Origin of the sequence: Stenotrophomonas sp. T8 (genome assembly GCF_051853085.1) — a bacterium.
Taxonomy (GTDB): domain Bacteria; phylum Pseudomonadota; class Gammaproteobacteria; order Xanthomonadales; family Xanthomonadaceae; genus Stenotrophomonas; species Stenotrophomonas sepilia.
Window position 1 is genome coordinate 296,381 of sequence record NZ_CP195329.1, and the last position, 17,445, is coordinate 313,825.

At 67.5% G+C, this 17,445-nt stretch carries 10 protein-coding genes; 7 read left to right on the top strand and 3 right to left on the bottom strand.

Annotated features, from left to right (window positions below; translation table 11 throughout):
• The first annotated feature begins 69 nt into the window (after positions 1 to 69).
• The 6 genes from ACSDHM_RS01325 to ACSDHM_RS01350 all read left to right on the top strand — a co-directional run bounded on the left by ACSDHM_RS01325 (position 70) and on the right by ACSDHM_RS01350 (position 12,293).
• On the top strand, positions 70 to 2,634 hold the full coding sequence (locus ACSDHM_RS01325; RefSeq protein WP_100477550.1) for a fimbria/pilus outer membrane usher protein: 2,565 nt from the start codon (positions 70 to 72) through the stop codon (positions 2,632 to 2,634).
• Complete coding sequence (locus ACSDHM_RS01330) at positions 2,625 to 3,659, top strand: fimbrial protein (RefSeq protein WP_227838176.1); 1,035 nt, start codon at positions 2,625 to 2,627, stop codon at positions 3,657 to 3,659. The genes ACSDHM_RS01325 and ACSDHM_RS01330 overlap by 10 nt, the downstream gene beginning before the upstream one ends.
• A gap of 266 nt (positions 3,660 to 3,925) precedes the next feature.
• Positions 3,926 to 5,110, top strand: a complete 1,185-nt coding sequence (gene wecB / locus ACSDHM_RS01335; protein ID WP_088496286.1) for a non-hydrolyzing UDP-N-acetylglucosamine 2-epimerase — start codon at positions 3,926 to 3,928, stop codon at positions 5,108 to 5,110.
• Positions 5,107 to 7,308, top strand: coding sequence for a hypothetical protein (locus ACSDHM_RS01340; RefSeq protein ID WP_180890812.1), 2,202 nt, complete (start codon positions 5,107 to 5,109; stop codon positions 7,306 to 7,308). The genes wecB and ACSDHM_RS01340 overlap by 4 nt, the downstream gene beginning before the upstream one ends.
• Positions 7,309 to 7,314: 6 nt before the next feature.
• Entirely contained in the window at positions 7,315 to 9,462 is a 2,148-nt protein-coding gene (locus tag ACSDHM_RS01345) for a glycosyl transferase family protein (RefSeq protein WP_353080394.1), read from the top strand.
• Positions 9,459 to 12,293 (top strand): NfrA family protein, encoded by a 2,835-nt coding sequence (locus ACSDHM_RS01350; RefSeq protein WP_439426587.1) that lies wholly within the window; start codon positions 9,459 to 9,461, stop codon positions 12,291 to 12,293. The genes ACSDHM_RS01345 and ACSDHM_RS01350 overlap by 4 nt, the downstream gene beginning before the upstream one ends.
• Here the strand turns inward: ACSDHM_RS01350 and ACSDHM_RS01355 are convergent.
• The 3 genes from ACSDHM_RS01355 to ettA all read right to left on the bottom strand — a co-directional run bounded on the left by ACSDHM_RS01355 (position 12,287) and on the right by ettA (position 16,539).
• Complete coding sequence (locus ACSDHM_RS01355) at positions 12,287 to 13,291, bottom strand: DUF4434 domain-containing protein (RefSeq protein ID WP_334271909.1); 1,005 nt, start codon at positions 13,289 to 13,291, stop codon at positions 12,287 to 12,289. The two genes, ACSDHM_RS01350 and ACSDHM_RS01355, sit on opposite strands and share 7 nt — an antisense overlap.
• A gap of 83 nt (positions 13,292 to 13,374) precedes the next feature.
• The gene (locus ACSDHM_RS01360) at positions 13,375 to 14,691 is read right to left on the bottom strand and encodes an NCS2 family permease (protein WP_070488733.1); all 1,317 of its coding nucleotides are present in this window, start codon (positions 14,689 to 14,691) and stop codon (positions 13,375 to 13,377) included.
• A 183-nt stretch (positions 14,692 to 14,874) separates the two neighbouring features.
• Complete coding sequence (gene ettA / locus ACSDHM_RS01365) at positions 14,875 to 16,539, bottom strand: energy-dependent translational throttle protein EttA (RefSeq protein WP_005415249.1); 1,665 nt, start codon at positions 16,537 to 16,539, stop codon at positions 14,875 to 14,877.
• Between the two features lie 252 nt (positions 16,540 to 16,791).
• Here ettA and ACSDHM_RS01370 point away from each other — a divergent pair, with 252 nt between their 5' ends.
• Entirely contained in the window at positions 16,792 to 17,271 is a 480-nt protein-coding gene (locus ACSDHM_RS01370) for an RcnB family protein (RefSeq protein WP_049414548.1), read from the top strand.
• Positions 17,272 to 17,445 lie beyond the last annotated feature (174 nt).

Sequence of the window (17,445 nt, forward strand, 5' to 3'; positions counted from 1 at the left end):
TGTGCATCCCGCCACCGCCGCCGTGCGGCGAATTGAAGGAATGTCAGTGTGATCGGAAACAGATTGACATTGTCGATCCATCAGGCGCTTTGCCTGCTGGTTGTTGGCGCGGCCTGCCCAGGATGGGCGCTGGCTGCACCGGCCAATCTCGGCGAACAGGCGCTGATGGCGCAGAGTGGTGCGGCCAATGCGCGTGCACCGGAATCGGCCCAGTTCAATTCCAGCTTCCTGTCCGGCCAGGCCAAGCAGGTCGACCTGGCGGCCTTCAGCAACGGCAACCCGATGGTGGCCGGCAATTACCGCGTCGACGTCTACGTCAACGGCGCCTGGCAGGGCCGTCGTGACCTGCAGTTCAAGGCCGATGCACAGGGCCGTGTCGACGCCTGCCTGCCGCTGCCGATGCTGGAAGAAATGGGCGTGGACAGCGAGGCCGTGCTGCTGCAGCAGGACCCGACGCTGCCGACCGACACGACCAGCTGCGTGCCGGTGCAGCAGCGCATGGCCAATGCCTATGGTGTCTACGACAGCGGCAACCTGCGCTACGACCTCAGCATCCCGCAGGTGTTCCTGCGCCGCGAGGCGCGCGGCTACGTCAACCCGGCGCTGTGGGACCGCGGCATCAATGCCGGTTTCGTCGGCTACAGCTTCAATGCCATCGACAGCAACAGCCGTGTCGAAGGTGGCCAGCGCAACCGCAGTGCCTATCTCGGCCTCAATGCCGGCCTGAACCTGGGCGGCTGGCAGTTCCGCCACGACTCCAACCTGACCTGGTCCGAGGGTGACGGCCGCCATTGGCAGAGCATTGCCACCTACGCACAGCGCGGTATCCCGCAGGTGCGCGGCATGCTCACCATCGGTGAGGCCTATACCACAGGCGAGCTGTTCGACTCGATCGGCTACCGCGGTGCCAGCCTGGCCAGCGACGACCGCATGCTGCCCGATTCGCTGCGCGGCTACGCGCCGGTGGTGCGCGGCATCGCCGAGACCAATGCGCGCATCGAAGTGCGCCAGAACCAGCAGCTGATCTACTCCTCCACCGTTTCGCCGGGCAACTTCGTCATCGATGACCTGTACCCGACCGGCTACGGCGGCGACCTGGAAGTGAGCGTGATCGAGGCCGACGGCCGCCGCCGCGAATTCAAGGTGCCGTTCGGCTCGGTGCCGCAGATGCTGCGCGAAGGCGTGTCGCGTTACTCGCTGACCGCCGGCCAGGTGCGCAACAAGCTGCTGGCCGACGAACCCTGGCTGGTGCAGGGCACCTACCAGCGCGGCATCGGCAACCAGCTGACCCTGTACGGCGGCAGCGCGCTGAGCGATGGCTACCTGTCGCTGCTGTACGGTGTCGGCCTGTCCACGCGGGTCGGTGCCTTCGCGGCAGACGTCACCCATGCACGCACCTCGTTCGACCACTACGGCAGCCACACCGGCGCCAGCGTGCGCTTGAGCTACAGCAACATGATCGGTGAGACCGGCACCAACCTGACCCTGGCCGCCTACCGCTACTCGACCGAAGGTTTCTACAGCCTGCAGGACGCGCTGTATGGCCGTGACTCGGACAAGCGCGGCATCGATCCGACCACCCGTGGTCGCCAGCGCAGCCAGTTCCAGGTGACCTTGAACCAGCCGCTGGGCCGTCGTGGCGGTGCGCTGTACGTGACCGGTTCGGTGCGTGACTTCTATGACCGCTCCGGCACCTCCAAGCAGTACCAGGTGGGCTACAACAACGCCTGGCGTTCGGTGAACTACGGATTCTCGGCGCTGCGCACCGAAGAAGGCGTGCTCGGCCGTTCCGACACCCAGTACCTGCTGTCGATGAGCGTGCCGCTGGGCCGTGGTACCCACCCGGTGTCGTTCAGTGCCGATCTCGGCGTGCGCGACCGCGGTGGCTACGACAACAGCCGCGTCGGCATCACCGGTTCGGCCGGCGTCGACAACAACTTCAGCTACGGCGTGGCCCTGTCCGATTCCCGCGAGGGTGGCACCACGGCGGTCGGCAATGCCGAATACCGCAGCCGCTACTCCGCGTTGAATGCCACCTACAGCCACTCGCGTGATTTCCGCCAGGCCTCGGTCGGTGCCAACGGCAGCGTGGTGGTGCATCCGGGGGGCTTCACGTTCACCCCGCAGCGTGGCGACACCATGGTGCTGGTCGAGGCCCCGGGCGCGCGCGATGCGATCGTCAGCAACGCCCCGGGCCTGCGCGTCGATGGCCGCGGCTACGCCGTGGTGCCGTACGTGTCGCCGTACCGCCTCAACACCGTCACCCTCGATCCGCAGGGCATGGCCCACGACGTCGAGCTGGAAAGCACCAGCCAGTCGATCGCACCGTTCGCCGGTGCCATCAGCTACCTGCGCTTCGATACCCGCAAGGGCAACGCGTTGCTGATCCAGGTACGCAACCCGGATGGCCGCAGCATGCCGTTCGGTGCGCAGGTCAAGGATGAGCAGGGCCAGCCGGTCGGCATGGTCAGCCAGGGCGGCCGCCTGTACGTGCGCAGTGAAAAGAACCAGGGTCGCCTGCTGGTGGAGTGGGGCGCCGGTGCCGACCAGCGCTGCACCATCGATTACCAGGTTCCGGCGGGCGCCGATGCGTCCAAGACCGGCTTCATCCCGCTGGAGGCAGCATGCCGATGATTTCTTCCCGTGGCCGCAAGGCGCTGACGGGCGTTGTACTGCTGGGTGGCGCACTGCTGGCACAGCAGGCCAGCGCGTCGTGCCGCATCCAGTCCAGCTGGTTCACCGCGCAGGACGTGACCATGGACATGGGCCAGATCGTGATCCTGCCCAGCACGCCGGTCGGTGGCGTGATCAAGGAGATCAGCGAGCCGATCAACCAGCAGAACAGCGTGGCACGTTGCGACTGGTCCGGTGGCCGTTCCACTGGCGAGTACGTCAACGCCGCGCAGAAGCGTCCGGTGGCCGGCTTCTCGAACGTCTATGAAACCGATGTGGCGGGCGTAGGTATCCGCCTGTACCGGGACTCCGGTGCGATCCAGACCTACTATCCGCACACCATCAATTTCGGCAGCAGCAGCACCATCTCGCTGGTGGGAGGCACGTTCCGCATCCAGCTGATCAAGACCGCTGCCCAGACCGGCTCGGGCGTGATCGCGCCGAACGGCCGCTTCACCACCTACTACTTCGACGGTGATGGCCCCGGTCGCCCGGTGCTGACCTCGACCTTCAAGGGCTCGGGCACCACCGTGGTCAGCCCGACCTGCGAAGTGCAGGCCGGCAGCCGCAACATCGCCGTCGACTTCGGCAGCGTGCCCAACACCACCTTCACCGGTGTCGGTTCGCGCGCGGTCGATCGTGATTTCGAGATCCGCCTGAACTGCCAGGGCAGCAATGTTGCCGCCTACCAGAGCAAGATCGGCATCCGTCTCGATGCCGACCAGGACAGCTCGAACATGCCGGGCGTGCTGAAGCTCAGCGCGGCCACCAACAGCGCCACCCGCATCGGCATCCAGATGGTCCAGCGTGTTGGCACCACCGAGCGCGAAGTGCGCTTCGGCCAGACCATCAACGTCGGCACCACCGCGCCGGGGACCAGCGTCATGGCGCTGCCGCTGCGTGCGCGCTATGTGCAGACCCAGGCTGGCACAGTCGGCGCAGGTGTCGCGAACGGCCAGGCCACGTTCACCATCCAGTACGAGTAAGGCCGCCCGGGCGGCTGCCCCTGCTGCGTTCCGCCGCAACGTCGCCCGTCCCACGGGCGGCGTTGACTGCGTCTTGATCTTCCAACGATGAAGATCACTGCCACGACGCACGTGCCATCAATCGATTGTGATGGACGTCGCGAATTTGGAGTTTCCTCATGAGGTGACCGTCTCCTGCCTGCGGGCATTGGACGGTAACGCCGAAAGGATCCAGACGTGGCTACAGCTCCTGGCATTTTCCAGCACCGGCCTTCCGGAGCACCCCGGTGAAGGTCCTGTCGGTGTTCGGCACCCGGCCGGAAGCGATCAAGATGGGGCCGCTGGTGCGCGCCCTGGCCCAGGCTGCGGATGTCGAATCGGTGGTCTGCATCACCGGCCAGCACCGGGCGATGCTCGACCAGGTGATGTCGCTGTTCGAGATCACCGCCGACCATGACCTGGATGTCATGGTGCCCAACCAGACCCTCAATGGCCTGTGTTCCAGGCTGTTCGAGCGGCTTGACGCGCTCTACACGCAGGTCCGCCCGGATCGCGTGCTGGTGCACGGCGATACCACCACGGCGATGACCGCCGCCCTGGCCGCGTTCCACCACCGCATTCCGATCGGCCATGTCGAGGCCGGCCTGCGCACCGGCGACATCAACCGGCCATGGCCGGAGGAGATGAACCGGCGGGTGATCGACGTGGTCGGTCATCAGCTGTATGCACCTACTCCCGGCTCGCGCGCCAATCTGGCCCGTGAGCATCTGGGCGGGCAGATCCTGGTCACCGGCAACACCGTCATCGATGCCCTGCAGCAGACCGTGCAGCGCCTGGATGCCGATCCGGCACTGCGTGCCCAGGCCGACGAACCCTTCCACATGCTCGACCCCGGGCGCCGCCTGCTGCTGGTCACCGGCCATCGCCGCGAGAGCTTCGGCCAGGGCTTCGAGGACATCTGCCGTGCGCTGGCCGAACTGGCCCAGCGGCCGGACCTGCAGGTACTGTACCCGGTGCACCTCAATCCGAACGTCCAGGCACCGGTCAACGCACACCTGGGCAACCTCGACAACGTGCACCTGGTGCCGCCGCAGGACTACCTGCGCTTCGTGCGCCTGATGCAGCGCGCCGACGTCATCCTCACCGACTCCGGTGGCGTGCAGGAAGAAGCGCCGGCATTGGCCAAGCCGGTGCTGGTGATGCGCGACGTCACCGAGCGCCCGGAGGCGGTCGAGGCCGGTGTGGTGACGCTGGTCGGGACCACGCCCTCGCGCATCGTCGAGGGGGTCAATGCGGCCTTGGCACAGCCACCGCAGCCGACCCGTTTCGACCCCGATGGCAGTCCCTATGGCGACGGCCGCGCCAGCGCCCGCATCGTCGCCGCCCTGCGTGGCGCTCCTCTTCCCGAGTTCTCGCCCGGTCTCCGCAGCGGCGGTGCCGCCCACCACCCTCTCCATGAAGTGACGCCATGAGCCAGACCGGCCGCTGTCCCCTGTTTGTTTCCGCCGCCGCGTTCGTCCTGTCGTGCGCGGTTGGCAGTGCCCACGCCGCCGACAGCGTCGCCGGCCAGTTCGCAGAATGGAGCGGCGACAGCACGGTGAGCCGGCAGATGACCCTGCGCGAACTCGGCTTCCGCCAGCCGCTGGTACTCAGTGGGCAGGAGAGCCAGCGCGAGGTCTACCTGCCGGTGCCGGCCGGTGTTGCCACTCGCGATGCGCAGCTGCAGCTCGATGGCCGCTATGTGCGTGGCCACGCCGGGCGAACTTCAGGCCTGTGGTCGGTGGATGGCGATCCGATCGCCGCGCGTTCGATCACCGATGCCCAGGGCGATGCCAGCCAGCTGCTGGCCATCGATGGCGAACCCCGCCAGAACGGCTTCGTGCGGGTCGGTGTCGGCTGGTGGTCGATCGTGTCCGACTACCAATGTGCCGACCAGAGCGCGCCGGCCAATGTGCTGCGGTTGTCGCCGGATTCGCGCTTCAGCTACCGCTTCGATGGGCGTGCCGTGGATACCGTCGCCAAGGCCTGGGGCGCGCTGCCACCGCGGGTGCGCCTGCTGGTGGAGGGCAAGGCGCTGCAGGCGCCAACCTATGATGCCGCCTGGCGCATTGGTACCGCGTTGCAGGCCGGCGGCAAGCAGGTGCAGGTGGTGGCGCTGCCCAAGGTCGGCGACAGCGTCGACCTGGCCGGCATCAGCGTCCCGGCCAGCCTGCAGGGCGTGCCGGCCTATGCAGCGCTGGCTACGGGCGAACGCGTGCACGCGATCAAGGATCTGGCCGAAGTGGGGGCGCTGCTGTCGTTGCGTGACAGCGGGCCGCTTGCCGCCGATGTGATGATCGGCAGCGAGGCATTGCGCGCCGGCGTACGCGCAGCGCTGGACGCGCTGGCCGCACAGGTCGGCGCGGCGGGCACCGATGCGGGCGCAGCGTTTGCTGCGTGGCGCGGTACTGACATGAGCGGCCTGGAGAAGCCCGCCGCCAACGCTTCGGTCAGCGTGGTGGCCGTTGCGGGCCGTCCGACGCTGGTGGTCGACCCGGCGGCAGCGGGCAAGGTGGCCGGACTGTTCGCCGAACAGTGGCGCAGCTATGCGCTGGGCCGCAGCCTGCAGGTCAGCGCAGCAGGAACGCCCAAACTGGACGGTGACCAGGTACTGCTGAGCCGGCTCGGAAACATCGCCGGAACCATGGATGTGGTGACCCGTGCCGACCGCAGCGCCAGCTTCGATCTGGGCACGCTGTCGGCCGATGGCCGCCTGCCCGAGCAAGTGGTGATCGATGTCTCGGCGGCCCCCAATGCGGCGGGTCAGGGCGCGGTGGCCACGATCTACCTCAACGACTACCTGCTGGGCGGCAAGGTGCTGTCGGCCAACGGCCAACCGCAACGGCTGGTGGCCAAGGTACCGGCCTACGCGCTGTCGGCGCGCAACGAGATCCGTGTCAGCTTCCTGCGCCAACCGGCACGCCCCTACTGCCACGATCCGGCGACCGGCTATCCAGTCTCGATCCTGCCCAGCAGCCACCTGACCCTGGCCAGGCGCTCGCTGGGCAGTGATTTCGTCGGTGCCAGCAGCCAGCTGTCACGCGGCAACCAGGTGTTCGTGCCCGGCGCCTGGCTGCAGGATGCACCGGCCTCGCTGGGCAAGGTCATCGCGGTGGCCAGTGCAGTGGGCGCTTCGCCGGAGGTGTCGGAACTGAAGGTGGTCGACGCCGGTGCCGCGGTCAGCCCGGGCGCGCCATGGCTGGCCTTCGGCGTTGCACCGGCCGGTGTCGATGTGGCCGGCCTGAAGGATGGCCGCCTGCGCGTCGGTGGCACGTCGCAACCGCTGCTGGATGTCAGCGGCCTGGATCACGCCGCGGTGGTGCAGGTGGGTTCGTCCGGCGGCCAGCTGGGCGTTCTCTACAGCGACCTCGGCGCACAGGCACCGTCGTTCAGCGCACCGTTCCGGTTGCTGCGCGGCGATCTGGCCGTGCTTGACGGCACTGATGTCGTGCGCGAATTCGACCGCCAGGATCCTTATGGCACTCGCCTCGCGCACGACGGCAATCCGCAATCGAAGTGGGAACGGCACATGGTCTGGTTGCTGCTGCTGGTTGGCGTGATCGTATTCGCGCTGCTGGCCGCCCGCGTCACCCAGGTGCGCCGCCGCAAGTCCGCCAACGCAGGACATTGATCCACCGTGGACGGTCTGTTCTGGAACATCCAGCTGGCCAACTACTACGCTGCCCTGGAAACCACGGCGGCGGCGGTGGCCGTGCTGATCCTGATCTCCAGCCTCGATGACCTGTTCATCGATGTCTGGTACTGGGTGCGCGAGAGCTGGCGCGCGCTGACCGTCAAGCGCCGCGACGCGTACCGGCCGCTGACCCAGGAAGACCTGCTGCAGCGGCCGGAACAGCCGCTGGCGATCATGGTGCCGGCGTGGATGGAGTACGACGTCATCGCGCAGATGGTCGAGAACATGATCAACGTGCTCGACTACCGCGAGTACGTCGTGTTCGTCGGCACCTATCCCAACGACCAGCAGACCATCGACGAAGTCGAGCGCATGCGCCGTCGCTACAAGCGCCTGCGCCGCGTGGAGGTGCCGCATGACGGACCGACCAGCAAGGCCGACTGCCTGAACTGGCTGATCCTGGCGATCTTCGACTACGAGAAGCGCCACGACATCGAGTTCGCCGGGGTGATCCTGCACGACAGCGAAGACGTGCTGCACCCGATGGAACTGCGCTTCTACAACTACCTGCTGCCGCGCAAGGACATGATCCAGCTGCCGGTCACCTCACTGGACCGCGAATGGTACGAACTGGTGGCCGGTGTCTACATGGACGAGTTCGCCGAATGGCACGCCAAGGACCTGGTGGTGCGCGAGAGCGTGTCCGGCATGGTGCCGTCGGCCGGCGTCGGCACCTGCTTTTCGCGGCGTGCGCTGCTGGCGCTGAGCGCGCAGACCGACAACCAGCCCTTCAACACCGACAGCCTCACCGAAGATTACGACGTCGGTGCGCGGCTGGCGGCCATGGGCATGCAGTCGATCTTCGCCCGCTTCCCGGTGCAGTTCCGCGTGCGTCGGCCGTCATGGTTCGGCTGGGGGCCGGTGCGCGAGCGCACCCAGCAGATGGCGCTGTGCGTGCGTGAGTACTTCCCCGACAACTTCCGCGCCTCGTACCGGCAGAAGGCGCGCTGGGTGCTGGGCATCGGCCTGCAGAGCTGGGAGTCGCTGGGCTGGCGCGGTTCGCTGGCTACCAAGTACCTGTTGGCGCGCGATCGCAAGGGCATCATCACCTCGTTCGTCAGCATCATCGCCTACCTCATTTTCCTGCAGTTGCTGCTGTTCTGGCTGTTGAAGGCGACAGGGGTGTGGACGATGCAGTTCCCCAGCGTGTTCCAGGCCGGTACCTGGCAGATGAATGTCGCGCTGCTGACCACGGCGGCACTGGCGACCCGCGTCGTGCAGCGCTTCTACTTCGTCAACCGCCTGTACGGCTGGGAGCATGCGCTGATGTCGATCCCGCGCATGGTGGTCGGCAACATGATCAACTTCATGGCCACCGCCCGCGCATGGAAGGTGTTCCTGGCCTACCTGCTGTTCGGCAAGCGCATGGTCTGGGACAAGACCATGCACGACTTCCCCGATGCGGCACAGCTGGTGCAGACCCGCAAGCAACTCGGTGAGCTGTTGACCACCTGGCAGGCGGTGGAACCGGAGCGGCTGCAGCAGGCGCTGGCGCAGCAGCATGCCGGCCGGCGGCAGCCGCTGGGCCGCATCCTGCTCACCCAGGGCTGGCTGGATGATGAAACCCTGGCCGAAGCCATCGCCTTCCAGGGCGACCTGCCGCGTGCGGTCATCGACATCGACTACCTGCGCGCAGGCTCATTCCCGGTCAGCGGCGATGCCTGCGTGCAGTGGCGCATGCTGCCGCTACCGCCGCGGCAGCAGCAGACACTGCGGCTGGCCGTGGCCAGCCCATTGCCCGAAGACGCGCTGGCGCTACTGAAGCAGGAAACCCGCAGCGCACACATCGAACAGAGCATCGCCCGCGAAAGCGAAATCAACGCAGGCCTGCGCCTGATCGGCGGCGACCAGCACTGGCAGCTGGACAACGTGCCCTTGCTGGGCGACCTGCTGGTGGAGATGCGCCTGATCGACCACGCGCGCTTCGAGATTGCACTGGATGCGTACAAGCCGCAGCGCGATGGCCGCATTGGCGATTACCTGGTCAAGCAGGGCATCACCACCGAGGACGCCGTCGCCCAGGCCATGCAGGAGCAGCGCCGGCGTGCGGCCGCGCTGCAGTCGCCGCCTCCCGGAGCCTTGCCGGCATGAAGACCACGCTGCTGTCCACCGTCATCGCTGTCGCCCTGGCAACGGCTACCGCGCCGGCACAGGCGCAGGCCGATGCGCCGCTGCCGTTGTCCGGTGCGGCCTACCGCGTCGCCGAGCAGGCCTTCGCCGCCTACGAGCGCGGTGATTACGCTACGGCCTACCAGCAGTCCAGCGAAGCGATCCGGTTGCGCCCGGACGTGGTGCGGCTGCGCCTGCTGCAGATCTATGCGTTGCAGAAACTGGGCCGGCCGGCGGAGGCGCAGCAGCAGGCGCGCCGTGCACTGGATGCCGGGTTGAAGGATCCGGCCTTGCCGGCATTGGCCGCTGCCACCGCTGCGCGCAGCACGCCCCCGGATGCCCGGGGCGGGCGCGCACCCTCTCCACCGCGCGCGGCCGGCAGCGGCGCAGACCGCGCCAGGCAGCAGGCCTACACGCTGGCCACCGAGGCCTATGCTGCCTATGACGCCGGGCGCATGTGGGAAGCGGCCAGCAAGGCCGAGCAGGCCTTCCGCCAGCAGCCGAAGCAGGGTGCCTGGGCGATGCTGTGGGTGGCGGCGCTGGAAGAACAGCAACAGGCCGAACTGGCCGACGCGGCCATCGGCACGGCGCTGCAGCTGGGCGCACCGAACGTCGAGGAACTGCGCGCGCGGCGCGTGGCGCTGGCCCGCCAGCGCGCGCTGCTGCAGGCCCAGCAGGCATACCAGTCGCTGTCCACGCAGAACGATGCGGCGGCCGTCGCGCAGGCGCGCGCCGCCGTCGAGCTTGCGCCGGATGTTGCTTCGTACCGGTTGCTGTTGATCACCGCGCAGCTGCAGCAGGGGCAGCTGGCCGACGCCGAGCGCAGCGCCGACCAGGCACTGCAGGCCGACGGCGGGGATCTCAATGCCCGGGTGATGCGCGGCTATCTGCGCCAGCGCCAGGGCAAGACCGTGCTTGCCAATGAGGACTTCGACACCGCGCTCGCCATGCCGGGGTCCACAACGCAACAGCGCAACGTGCGCCTGCTGGCCGTGGATGCGGCCCTGGCCGCTGGGGATCGCGCACGTGCGGCTGCACTGCTGGCGCCGCTGCGGCCGGTATTGCCAGCCGATGCAGGCGATGCACGCGCGCAGCAGTTGCTGCAGCAGGGCATCGAGCAGCGCGCCAGGGCGACCGGATCCAGTCGCGAGCTTCCCCGCATGAGTGCGCAGGCCTATCCAGCGCCGTTCCAGCATTGCCAATCGGATGACGCCGCCAATATCTGCGAGCTGATGCCGGCTGACCTGCAGGGCGACGGTGGCGCTGCACAGCGCGCATATGCAGCCTACGCGCGGCAGGACTTTGCCGAGGCCATCGGTGAAGCACGGCAGGCCGTGCAACTCGCACCGGACGATGCAGACCTGCAAGGCCTGCTGACCACCACGCTGGCGGCAGGCAACCGCAGCCAGCAGGACGAAGCACGGCTGCGCCTGGACGCGGCACTGGCGCAACGCCCTGATGACGCCGGGCTGCTGATGCAGCGCGGCTATCTCAACCAGAAGGCCCACGAACCGGCGCGCGCACTGGCCGACTTCCGTGCCGCCGAGGCCACCGGCAAGGCACCCAAAAGCGTGGTAATCGACCAGGCGTATGCGAGTGCGGCCAACGGCGATCATCCTCAGGCGGTGTCGCTGCTGCGTAGCGCCATTGATCGCGCCGACGCCGGTGAGCTGCCTCTGGATGCGCATCAGCGCTACAACGTGCGCAATGCCATCGCCAACTATTCGCGCGAGTGGGGCGTGATCGCCTCGGCCGGCTTCCGCGGCGCGCGCCAGGCCGCGACCAATGTCGGCGGCGCGGCGATCAGTACGCCGGGCGATTCGGTGTTCAGCACGCTGGAAGCGTTCTGGCGGCCCCCGGCGTTCAACGACCAGCATGGCACGCTGGAGCTCTACACGCGGCTGCTCAACACGCTGTACGACGAGGGCGGCACCTACGAATCGATCCGCGCAGTGGACCCGTGCACCGGCGAATCGACACCCGACGCACGTGCACGCGCCGCCCGTCTCAGCCGTTCGCGTTCCACCACCGGCTGGCCGTCCACCATCGCCTCGTTCGGCATGCGCTACGCCTTCGGCCAGACCGGCCTGAGCGCCGGCATCGAGCGCCGCCAGTTCCTCGGTAGTGCCACGCGCACGGGCGATGTCTATCCCGCCTCCGCGGCCGTGCAGTGCCGCATGCAGCTGGCCCTGAACCCGCCACTGGAATCCAGCACCCTGGCCCGCTACCGCCTGGCCAGCGGTTCCGGTGGCTGGATGTCCTACCTGACCTACGGCTATTACCACGGTACCGACCTGCGCACCGACGTGAACCAGTGGTGGATGGTCAGCGGCTACGCGCAGGGCGGTTACACATGGGATGACAACAGCGCGCATTTCACCCTGGATGCACTCGATGCCAACGGCATGCCAGTGCGGCGGATCGGTGATGCCAATGGGCGCCTGCATCGCGAACAGTGGTTCGCTGCCGCTGAACTGCGCGCCGGACGCAGCTTCCGTTTCGGTGCCGGGCAGACCCACTGGGTGGTCACGCCGTATGTTGTGGTGGGGGCGGACTGGCTGGACCAGCGCTCGCGCGTGCGCGGCATCCGCTACCCGCTGTTTCCGGTACAGTCGTTCGCGCTCAACGATACGCAGCGCAGCTGGTCAATGGGCGCAGGGCCGGGCCTCGGCGTGCGCTACTGGTTCCGCGAGGACCACTACAACACGCCGCGTTCCTACCTCGACCTGACCGTGCAGTACCGCTTTGCGATCGGTGGCGGTGATACGCAGCGCGCCAAGGGCCTGTTCGCCACCGCCATCCTCTATTACTGAGGCAGCCCCCACCGGCGCCGCAGCGCCGCCGCCTGCGGCGTGTCCTGGGTCAGCCACGGCTCCAGCGCATAGACCAGCACGTGCTGTGCGCCGCTGTCGCGTGCCCACGCCAGCTGCCGTTGGATTCGTGCGGCATCGGCAGTCTCGCCCTTGAACCCGCTGCCATCAGCGGCGCTGCCGGGCAGTTCGCGGAACAGCTCGACGATCACATCGAAGCCGATGTCGTGCGCGTGGAAATGATCGAGCAACGGCTGAAGCTGCTGCACGTTACCGGCGCCGGCAACGCCCACGCCGTCCTGCACCATCGGTCGCAGCGTGGCCTGGGCCAGTACCGCCTGCCATAGCGTGACCAGGTCGCCATCGGACTGCAGGCGGCTGAAGTAGCAGGAGATCGCGCAGTCACCGCCGCGCGCGCCGGTGGCGTCTGCCAGCCCGTGCAGCCATTGCGCCAGCCATTGCTGGCGGGCCGGATCGGCCCAGTGGTACTGCTCCAGTTCGTAGGGCAGGTACCAGCCCCCGAAGGCCGGCTGCTCGGCCCACGGCGCCTGTGCCAACCAGCTGCGTGCGTGCGCCAGGCTGTCGGCCAGGAACGCCTGCAGCGCGGCGTCGTCGGCGCCGATCGCCTGCCACCAGCGCTGCTGGAAGGGTAGGCCGACACGGATGCGCAGGTTGTTCTGGCTGGCGGCGATGAACAGCTGCTGCAGGCTGCCGTCGGGCAGTGACCAGTCGCCGTCACTGCCGCCGACGATGCCGGTCCATTGCAGCACCAGCTGACGGCAGCCCAGCGTATGTGCAAGCTTCAACGAGCGCTGCCAGTCGGCCAGTCCCCACTGCAGGTGGCTGCGCCAGGGCTGCAGGAAGGTGCCGTCGACCTGCACCGGCAGCGAGCAGCCGGGCAGGGTGGCGAGCGTACCGGCCAACGGCGCCAGCACGGCCGCGCGCAGCAGGCGGCGGCGCAACGGCGAAGACGGATCTGCGGGAAGGACGGGCGCAACCATGCCCGCATCATCCCAGAGCACCGTGCGCAGCAGGTGAACCCAGCGACCGGTGGTGCCGGCCGCTGGCCGGCACCACCGTGTGCTTACTCCAACGCGTAGCGCAGGGTGAACAGCACCGCCACCAGCCATACCGCCGGATGCACTTCGCGCCAGCGGCCGGTGCCGGCCTTCAGTGCCGCATACGCGATGAAGCCAAACGCCAGGCCATTCGCGATGGAGTAGGTGAACGGCATCGCCAGCGCACACAGTGCGGCCGGCACCGATTCGGTCAGGTCGCTCCAGTCCACTTCCACCAGTTCGCGCAGCATCAGGCCGGCCACGAACAGCAGCGCCGGTGCGGTGGCATAGCTGGGCACCATCGCCGCCAGCGGCGAGAACAGCAGCGCGGCCAGGAACAGCGCCGATACGACCAGTGCAGTCAGGCCGGTACGGCCACCCACCTGCACGCCCGAGGCGCTTTCAGCGAAAGCGGTGGTGCTGCTGGTGCCGAGCACCGAACCGGCCACGATGGCGGTGCTGTCGGCCAGCAACGCGCGGCCGAAGCGCTTCTGTGCGCCCGGCAGCTTCAGCAGACCGGCGCGGCCGACCACGCCGTACAGGGTGCCGGTGGCATCGAACACTTCCACCAGCACGAACACCAGCACCACCTGCAGCAGCACCGCGATCGGTGCGCCGCCGTCATGGTGCAGCAGGCCCGGCAGGTCCAGCTGCAGGAAGGTGGGGGCCAGGCTCGGCGGCAGCGAGACCAGGCCCTGGTACTGCACGTCGCCCAATGCCCAGCCCGCACCGGTCACCGCCAGGATGCCGATCAGGATCGCGCCGCGGATCCGGCGTGCTTCCAGCACTGCGATCAACAGGAAACCGGCCAGTGCCAGCAGTGGCGGCGCCGTGTTCAACGGGCCCAGCGCCACCAGCGTGTCTTCGTTGCCGACGATCACGCCGGATTTCTGCAGTGCGATGATCGCCAGGAACAGGCCGATGCCGGCCACGATCGCCGAGCGCAGCGACGAAGGAATGCCCGACACCAGCCATGCCCGCACACCGGTCAGCGACAACACCAGGAACACCAGTCCGGAGATGAACACCGCCCCTAGCGCCTGCTGCCACGGCAGGCCGGCAGCGCCGACCACGGTGAACGCGAAGAACGCGTTCAGGCCCATGCCCGGTGCCATGCCGACCGGGAAGTTGGCCGCCAGCGCCATTACCGCCGAACCCAGCGCGGCGGCCAGGCAGGTGGCCACGAACACCGCACCCGCATCCATGCCGGTCGTGCCGAGGATCTCCGGGTTGACGAAGACGATGTAGGACATCGTCAGGAAGGTGGTGATGCCGGCCAGCAGCTCGGTACGCACGGTGGTGCCGTGCTGCTGCAGCTGGAACATGCGCTCGAACAGGGACATGGAGATTCTCGCGACGATAAGGTGTCACGACCAACGGTCGTGACCTACCCGAATGCAGAACGTGGGTACCGACCGTTGGTGGTGGGTACCGACCGTTGGTCGGTACGCTTCAAAGCGTCACCACCAACGGTGGTGACCTACCGAAAGGAGAAAGGCCGCGCGAGCGCGGCCTTTCCGGTTGCCTTACTTCAGCGCCTTGAAGCGCAGGCGCTTGGGCGCAGCGTCATCGCCCATCCGGCGCTTCTTGTCTTCCTCGTACTCACGGTAGTTGCCCTGGAAGAACTCCACGTGCGAGTCGCCTTCGAAAGCGATGATGTGCGTGGCGATGCGGTCCAGGAACCAGCGGTCGTGCGAGATCACGAAGGTGTTGCCCGGGAACTCCAGCAGCGCGTCTTCCAGTGCACGCAGGGTTTCGATGTCCAGGTCGTTGGACGGCTCGTCGAGCAGCAGCACGTTGCCACCCTGCAGCAGGGTCTTGGCCATGTGCAGGCGGCCACGCTCACCACCGGACAGCGAACCGACCATCTTCTGCTGGTCCTGGCCCTTGAAGTTGAAGCGGCCGATGTAGGCGCGCGACTGGATCTCGATGCCGTTGATGTTGAGGATGTCCAGGCCGCCGGCGATTTCCTGGAAGACGTTGTGGTTGCCTTCCAGCTTGTCGCGGCTCTGGTCCACGTAGGACAGCTGCACGGTCGGGCCGATCACGATCTCGCCCGAATCCGGCTTTTCCTGGCCGGTGATCATCTTGAACAGGGTCGACTTGCCGGCGCCGTTCGGGCCGATGATGCCGACGATCGCGCCCGGCGGAATCAGCATCGACAGGTTGTCGATCAGCAGGCGGTCGCCGAACTTCTTGGAGACGTTCTTGAACTCCATCACCATGTTACCCAGGCGCTCGCCCGGCGGAATGAAGATTTCGTTGGTCTCGTTGCGCTTCTGGTAGTCCTGCGACTGCAGCTCTTCCAGGCGGGCCAAGCGGGCCTTGCCCTTGGAACGGCCGCCCTTGGCGTTCTGGCGCGACCATTCCAGTTCCTTCTGGATCGCCTTCTGGCGGGCCTTTTCCTGGTTTTCTTCCTGCTTCAGGCGTTCATCCTTCTGCACCAGCCATTCGGTGTAGTTGCCCTTCCACGGAATGCCGCGGCCGCGGTCCAGTTCCAGGATCCACTCGGCGGCGTTGTCCAGGAAGTAGCGATCGTGGGTGACGGCCACCACGGTGCCGGTGTAACGCGCCAGGAACTGCTCCAGCCATTCAACCGACTCGGCGTCGAGGTGGTTGGTCGGTTCGTCCAGCAGCAGCATGTCCGGCTTCTGCAGCAGCAGGCGGCACAGTGCCACGCGGCGCTTTTCACCACCGGACAGGTTGGCGATCTTGGCGTCCCACGGCGGCAGGCGCAGCGCATCGGCAGCCACGTCCAGCTGGTTTTCCAGGGTGTGGGCATCACCGGCGGCCAGGATCGCCTCCAGGCGCTCCTGCTCCTTGGCCAGCGCGTCGAAGTCGGCACCTTCTTCGGCGTAGGCGGCGTACACCGCTTCCAGTGCGGCCTGGGCCTGCAGCACTTCGCCCACGCCTTCCTCGACCGACTCGCGCACGGTCTTGTTCGGGTCCAGTTCCGGTTCCTGTGCCAGGTAGCCGACCTTGATGCCCGGCTGCGGGCGGGCCTCGCCCTCGAAATCGGTGTCCACGCCGGCCATGATCTTCAGCACGGTGGACTTGCCGGCGCCGTTCAGGCCCAGCAGGCCGATCTTCGCGCCCGGGAAGAAGGACAGCGAAATGTCCTTGATGATCTGCCGCTTGGGCGGGACCACCTTGGACACGCGGTTCATGGTGTAGATGTATTGCGAGGACATGAGGTCTCCGTAGGCGCGGCCCTGCGCCCGGCCCATCACGGGAACATCCCGTTGTGGCAGCGGGCACAGACTGGAAAGGAATACCGCCAATTATAGCCGGAACCGGTTCCGGGCCGCGCCCGTGGCAGGGGCGCTGGCTGGCCGTGGCCTGAATACTTCGTCACAGTCCTGCAGCGGGAAGCGTTTCCAGCCGGAAACGGTTCAGATCGGGTGCGCAATATGGGCTCACCACCACCCAAGCAGAGGTCTGACATGCGCATCAATCGAGTAATGGCCAGCGCCGTGGCCTCTGTGCTGGCGCTCGGCGCCGTGGCCCCGGCCTTTGCCGACAACGACCACCGTCGCGGCCATGACCGCCGCGAGTGGCGCGAGGACCGCCGCGAGTGGCGACAGGACCGCCGTGACTGGGAACGCGACCGCCGCGAGGCACGCCGCGACTGGGAGCGCGACCGCCGAGACTGGCACCGCGACCACGACCGCTACTACCGTCCGGCCCCGCCGCCGCCGCGCGTGGTCTACCGCCCGGCCTACGGCCCGGGCTACGGCTGGAAGGTCGGCCACCGCTACCGCGATTACTACCGCGGCCCGATCTATGTGGTGAACGACTACCCGCGCTACCACCTGCGCCGCCCGCCGTATGGGCACCACTGGATCCGCGACGACCGCGGCAACATGCTGCTGGTGGCGGTGGCGACCGGCATCATCGCTGACTACATCATCAACAGTCGCTGAGGATCGCGGCTGGGGTCGGATCCCTTTCCACGGAAAGGGCTGTGATCCCACGACGTCCCTCGAAACCATACGGGGCCGGATTCCTTCGGGAGTGCCGGCCCCGGCCTTTCCGGCCCCGGCAGGCCGGTGCGGGGCTACAATCAGGGGCTGAGCCGTACCCCTTTCCCTGCCTGC

Coding starts and splice junctions, on each gene's coding strand:
- ACSDHM_RS01330 (WP_227838176.1), top strand. CDS start 2,625: ATGCCGATGATTTCTTCCCGTGGCCGCAAGGCGCTGACGGGCGTTGTA.
- ACSDHM_RS01340 (WP_180890812.1), top strand. CDS start 5,107: ATGAGCCAGACCGGCCGCTGTCCCCTGTTTGTTTCCGCCGCCGCGTTC.
- ACSDHM_RS01355 (WP_334271909.1), bottom strand. CDS start 13,291: ATGGTTGCGCCCGTCCTTCCCGCAGATCCGTCTTCGCCGTTGCGCCGC.
- ACSDHM_RS01350 (WP_439426587.1), top strand. CDS start 9,459: ATGAAGACCACGCTGCTGTCCACCGTCATCGCTGTCGCCCTGGCAACG.
- ACSDHM_RS01360 (WP_070488733.1), bottom strand. CDS start 14,691: ATGTCCCTGTTCGAGCGCATGTTCCAGCTGCAGCAGCACGGCACCACC.
- ettA (WP_005415249.1), bottom strand. CDS start 16,539: ATGTCCTCGCAATACATCTACACCATGAACCGCGTGTCCAAGGTGGTC.
- ACSDHM_RS01370 (WP_049414548.1), top strand. CDS start 16,792: ATGCGCATCAATCGAGTAATGGCCAGCGCCGTGGCCTCTGTGCTGGCG.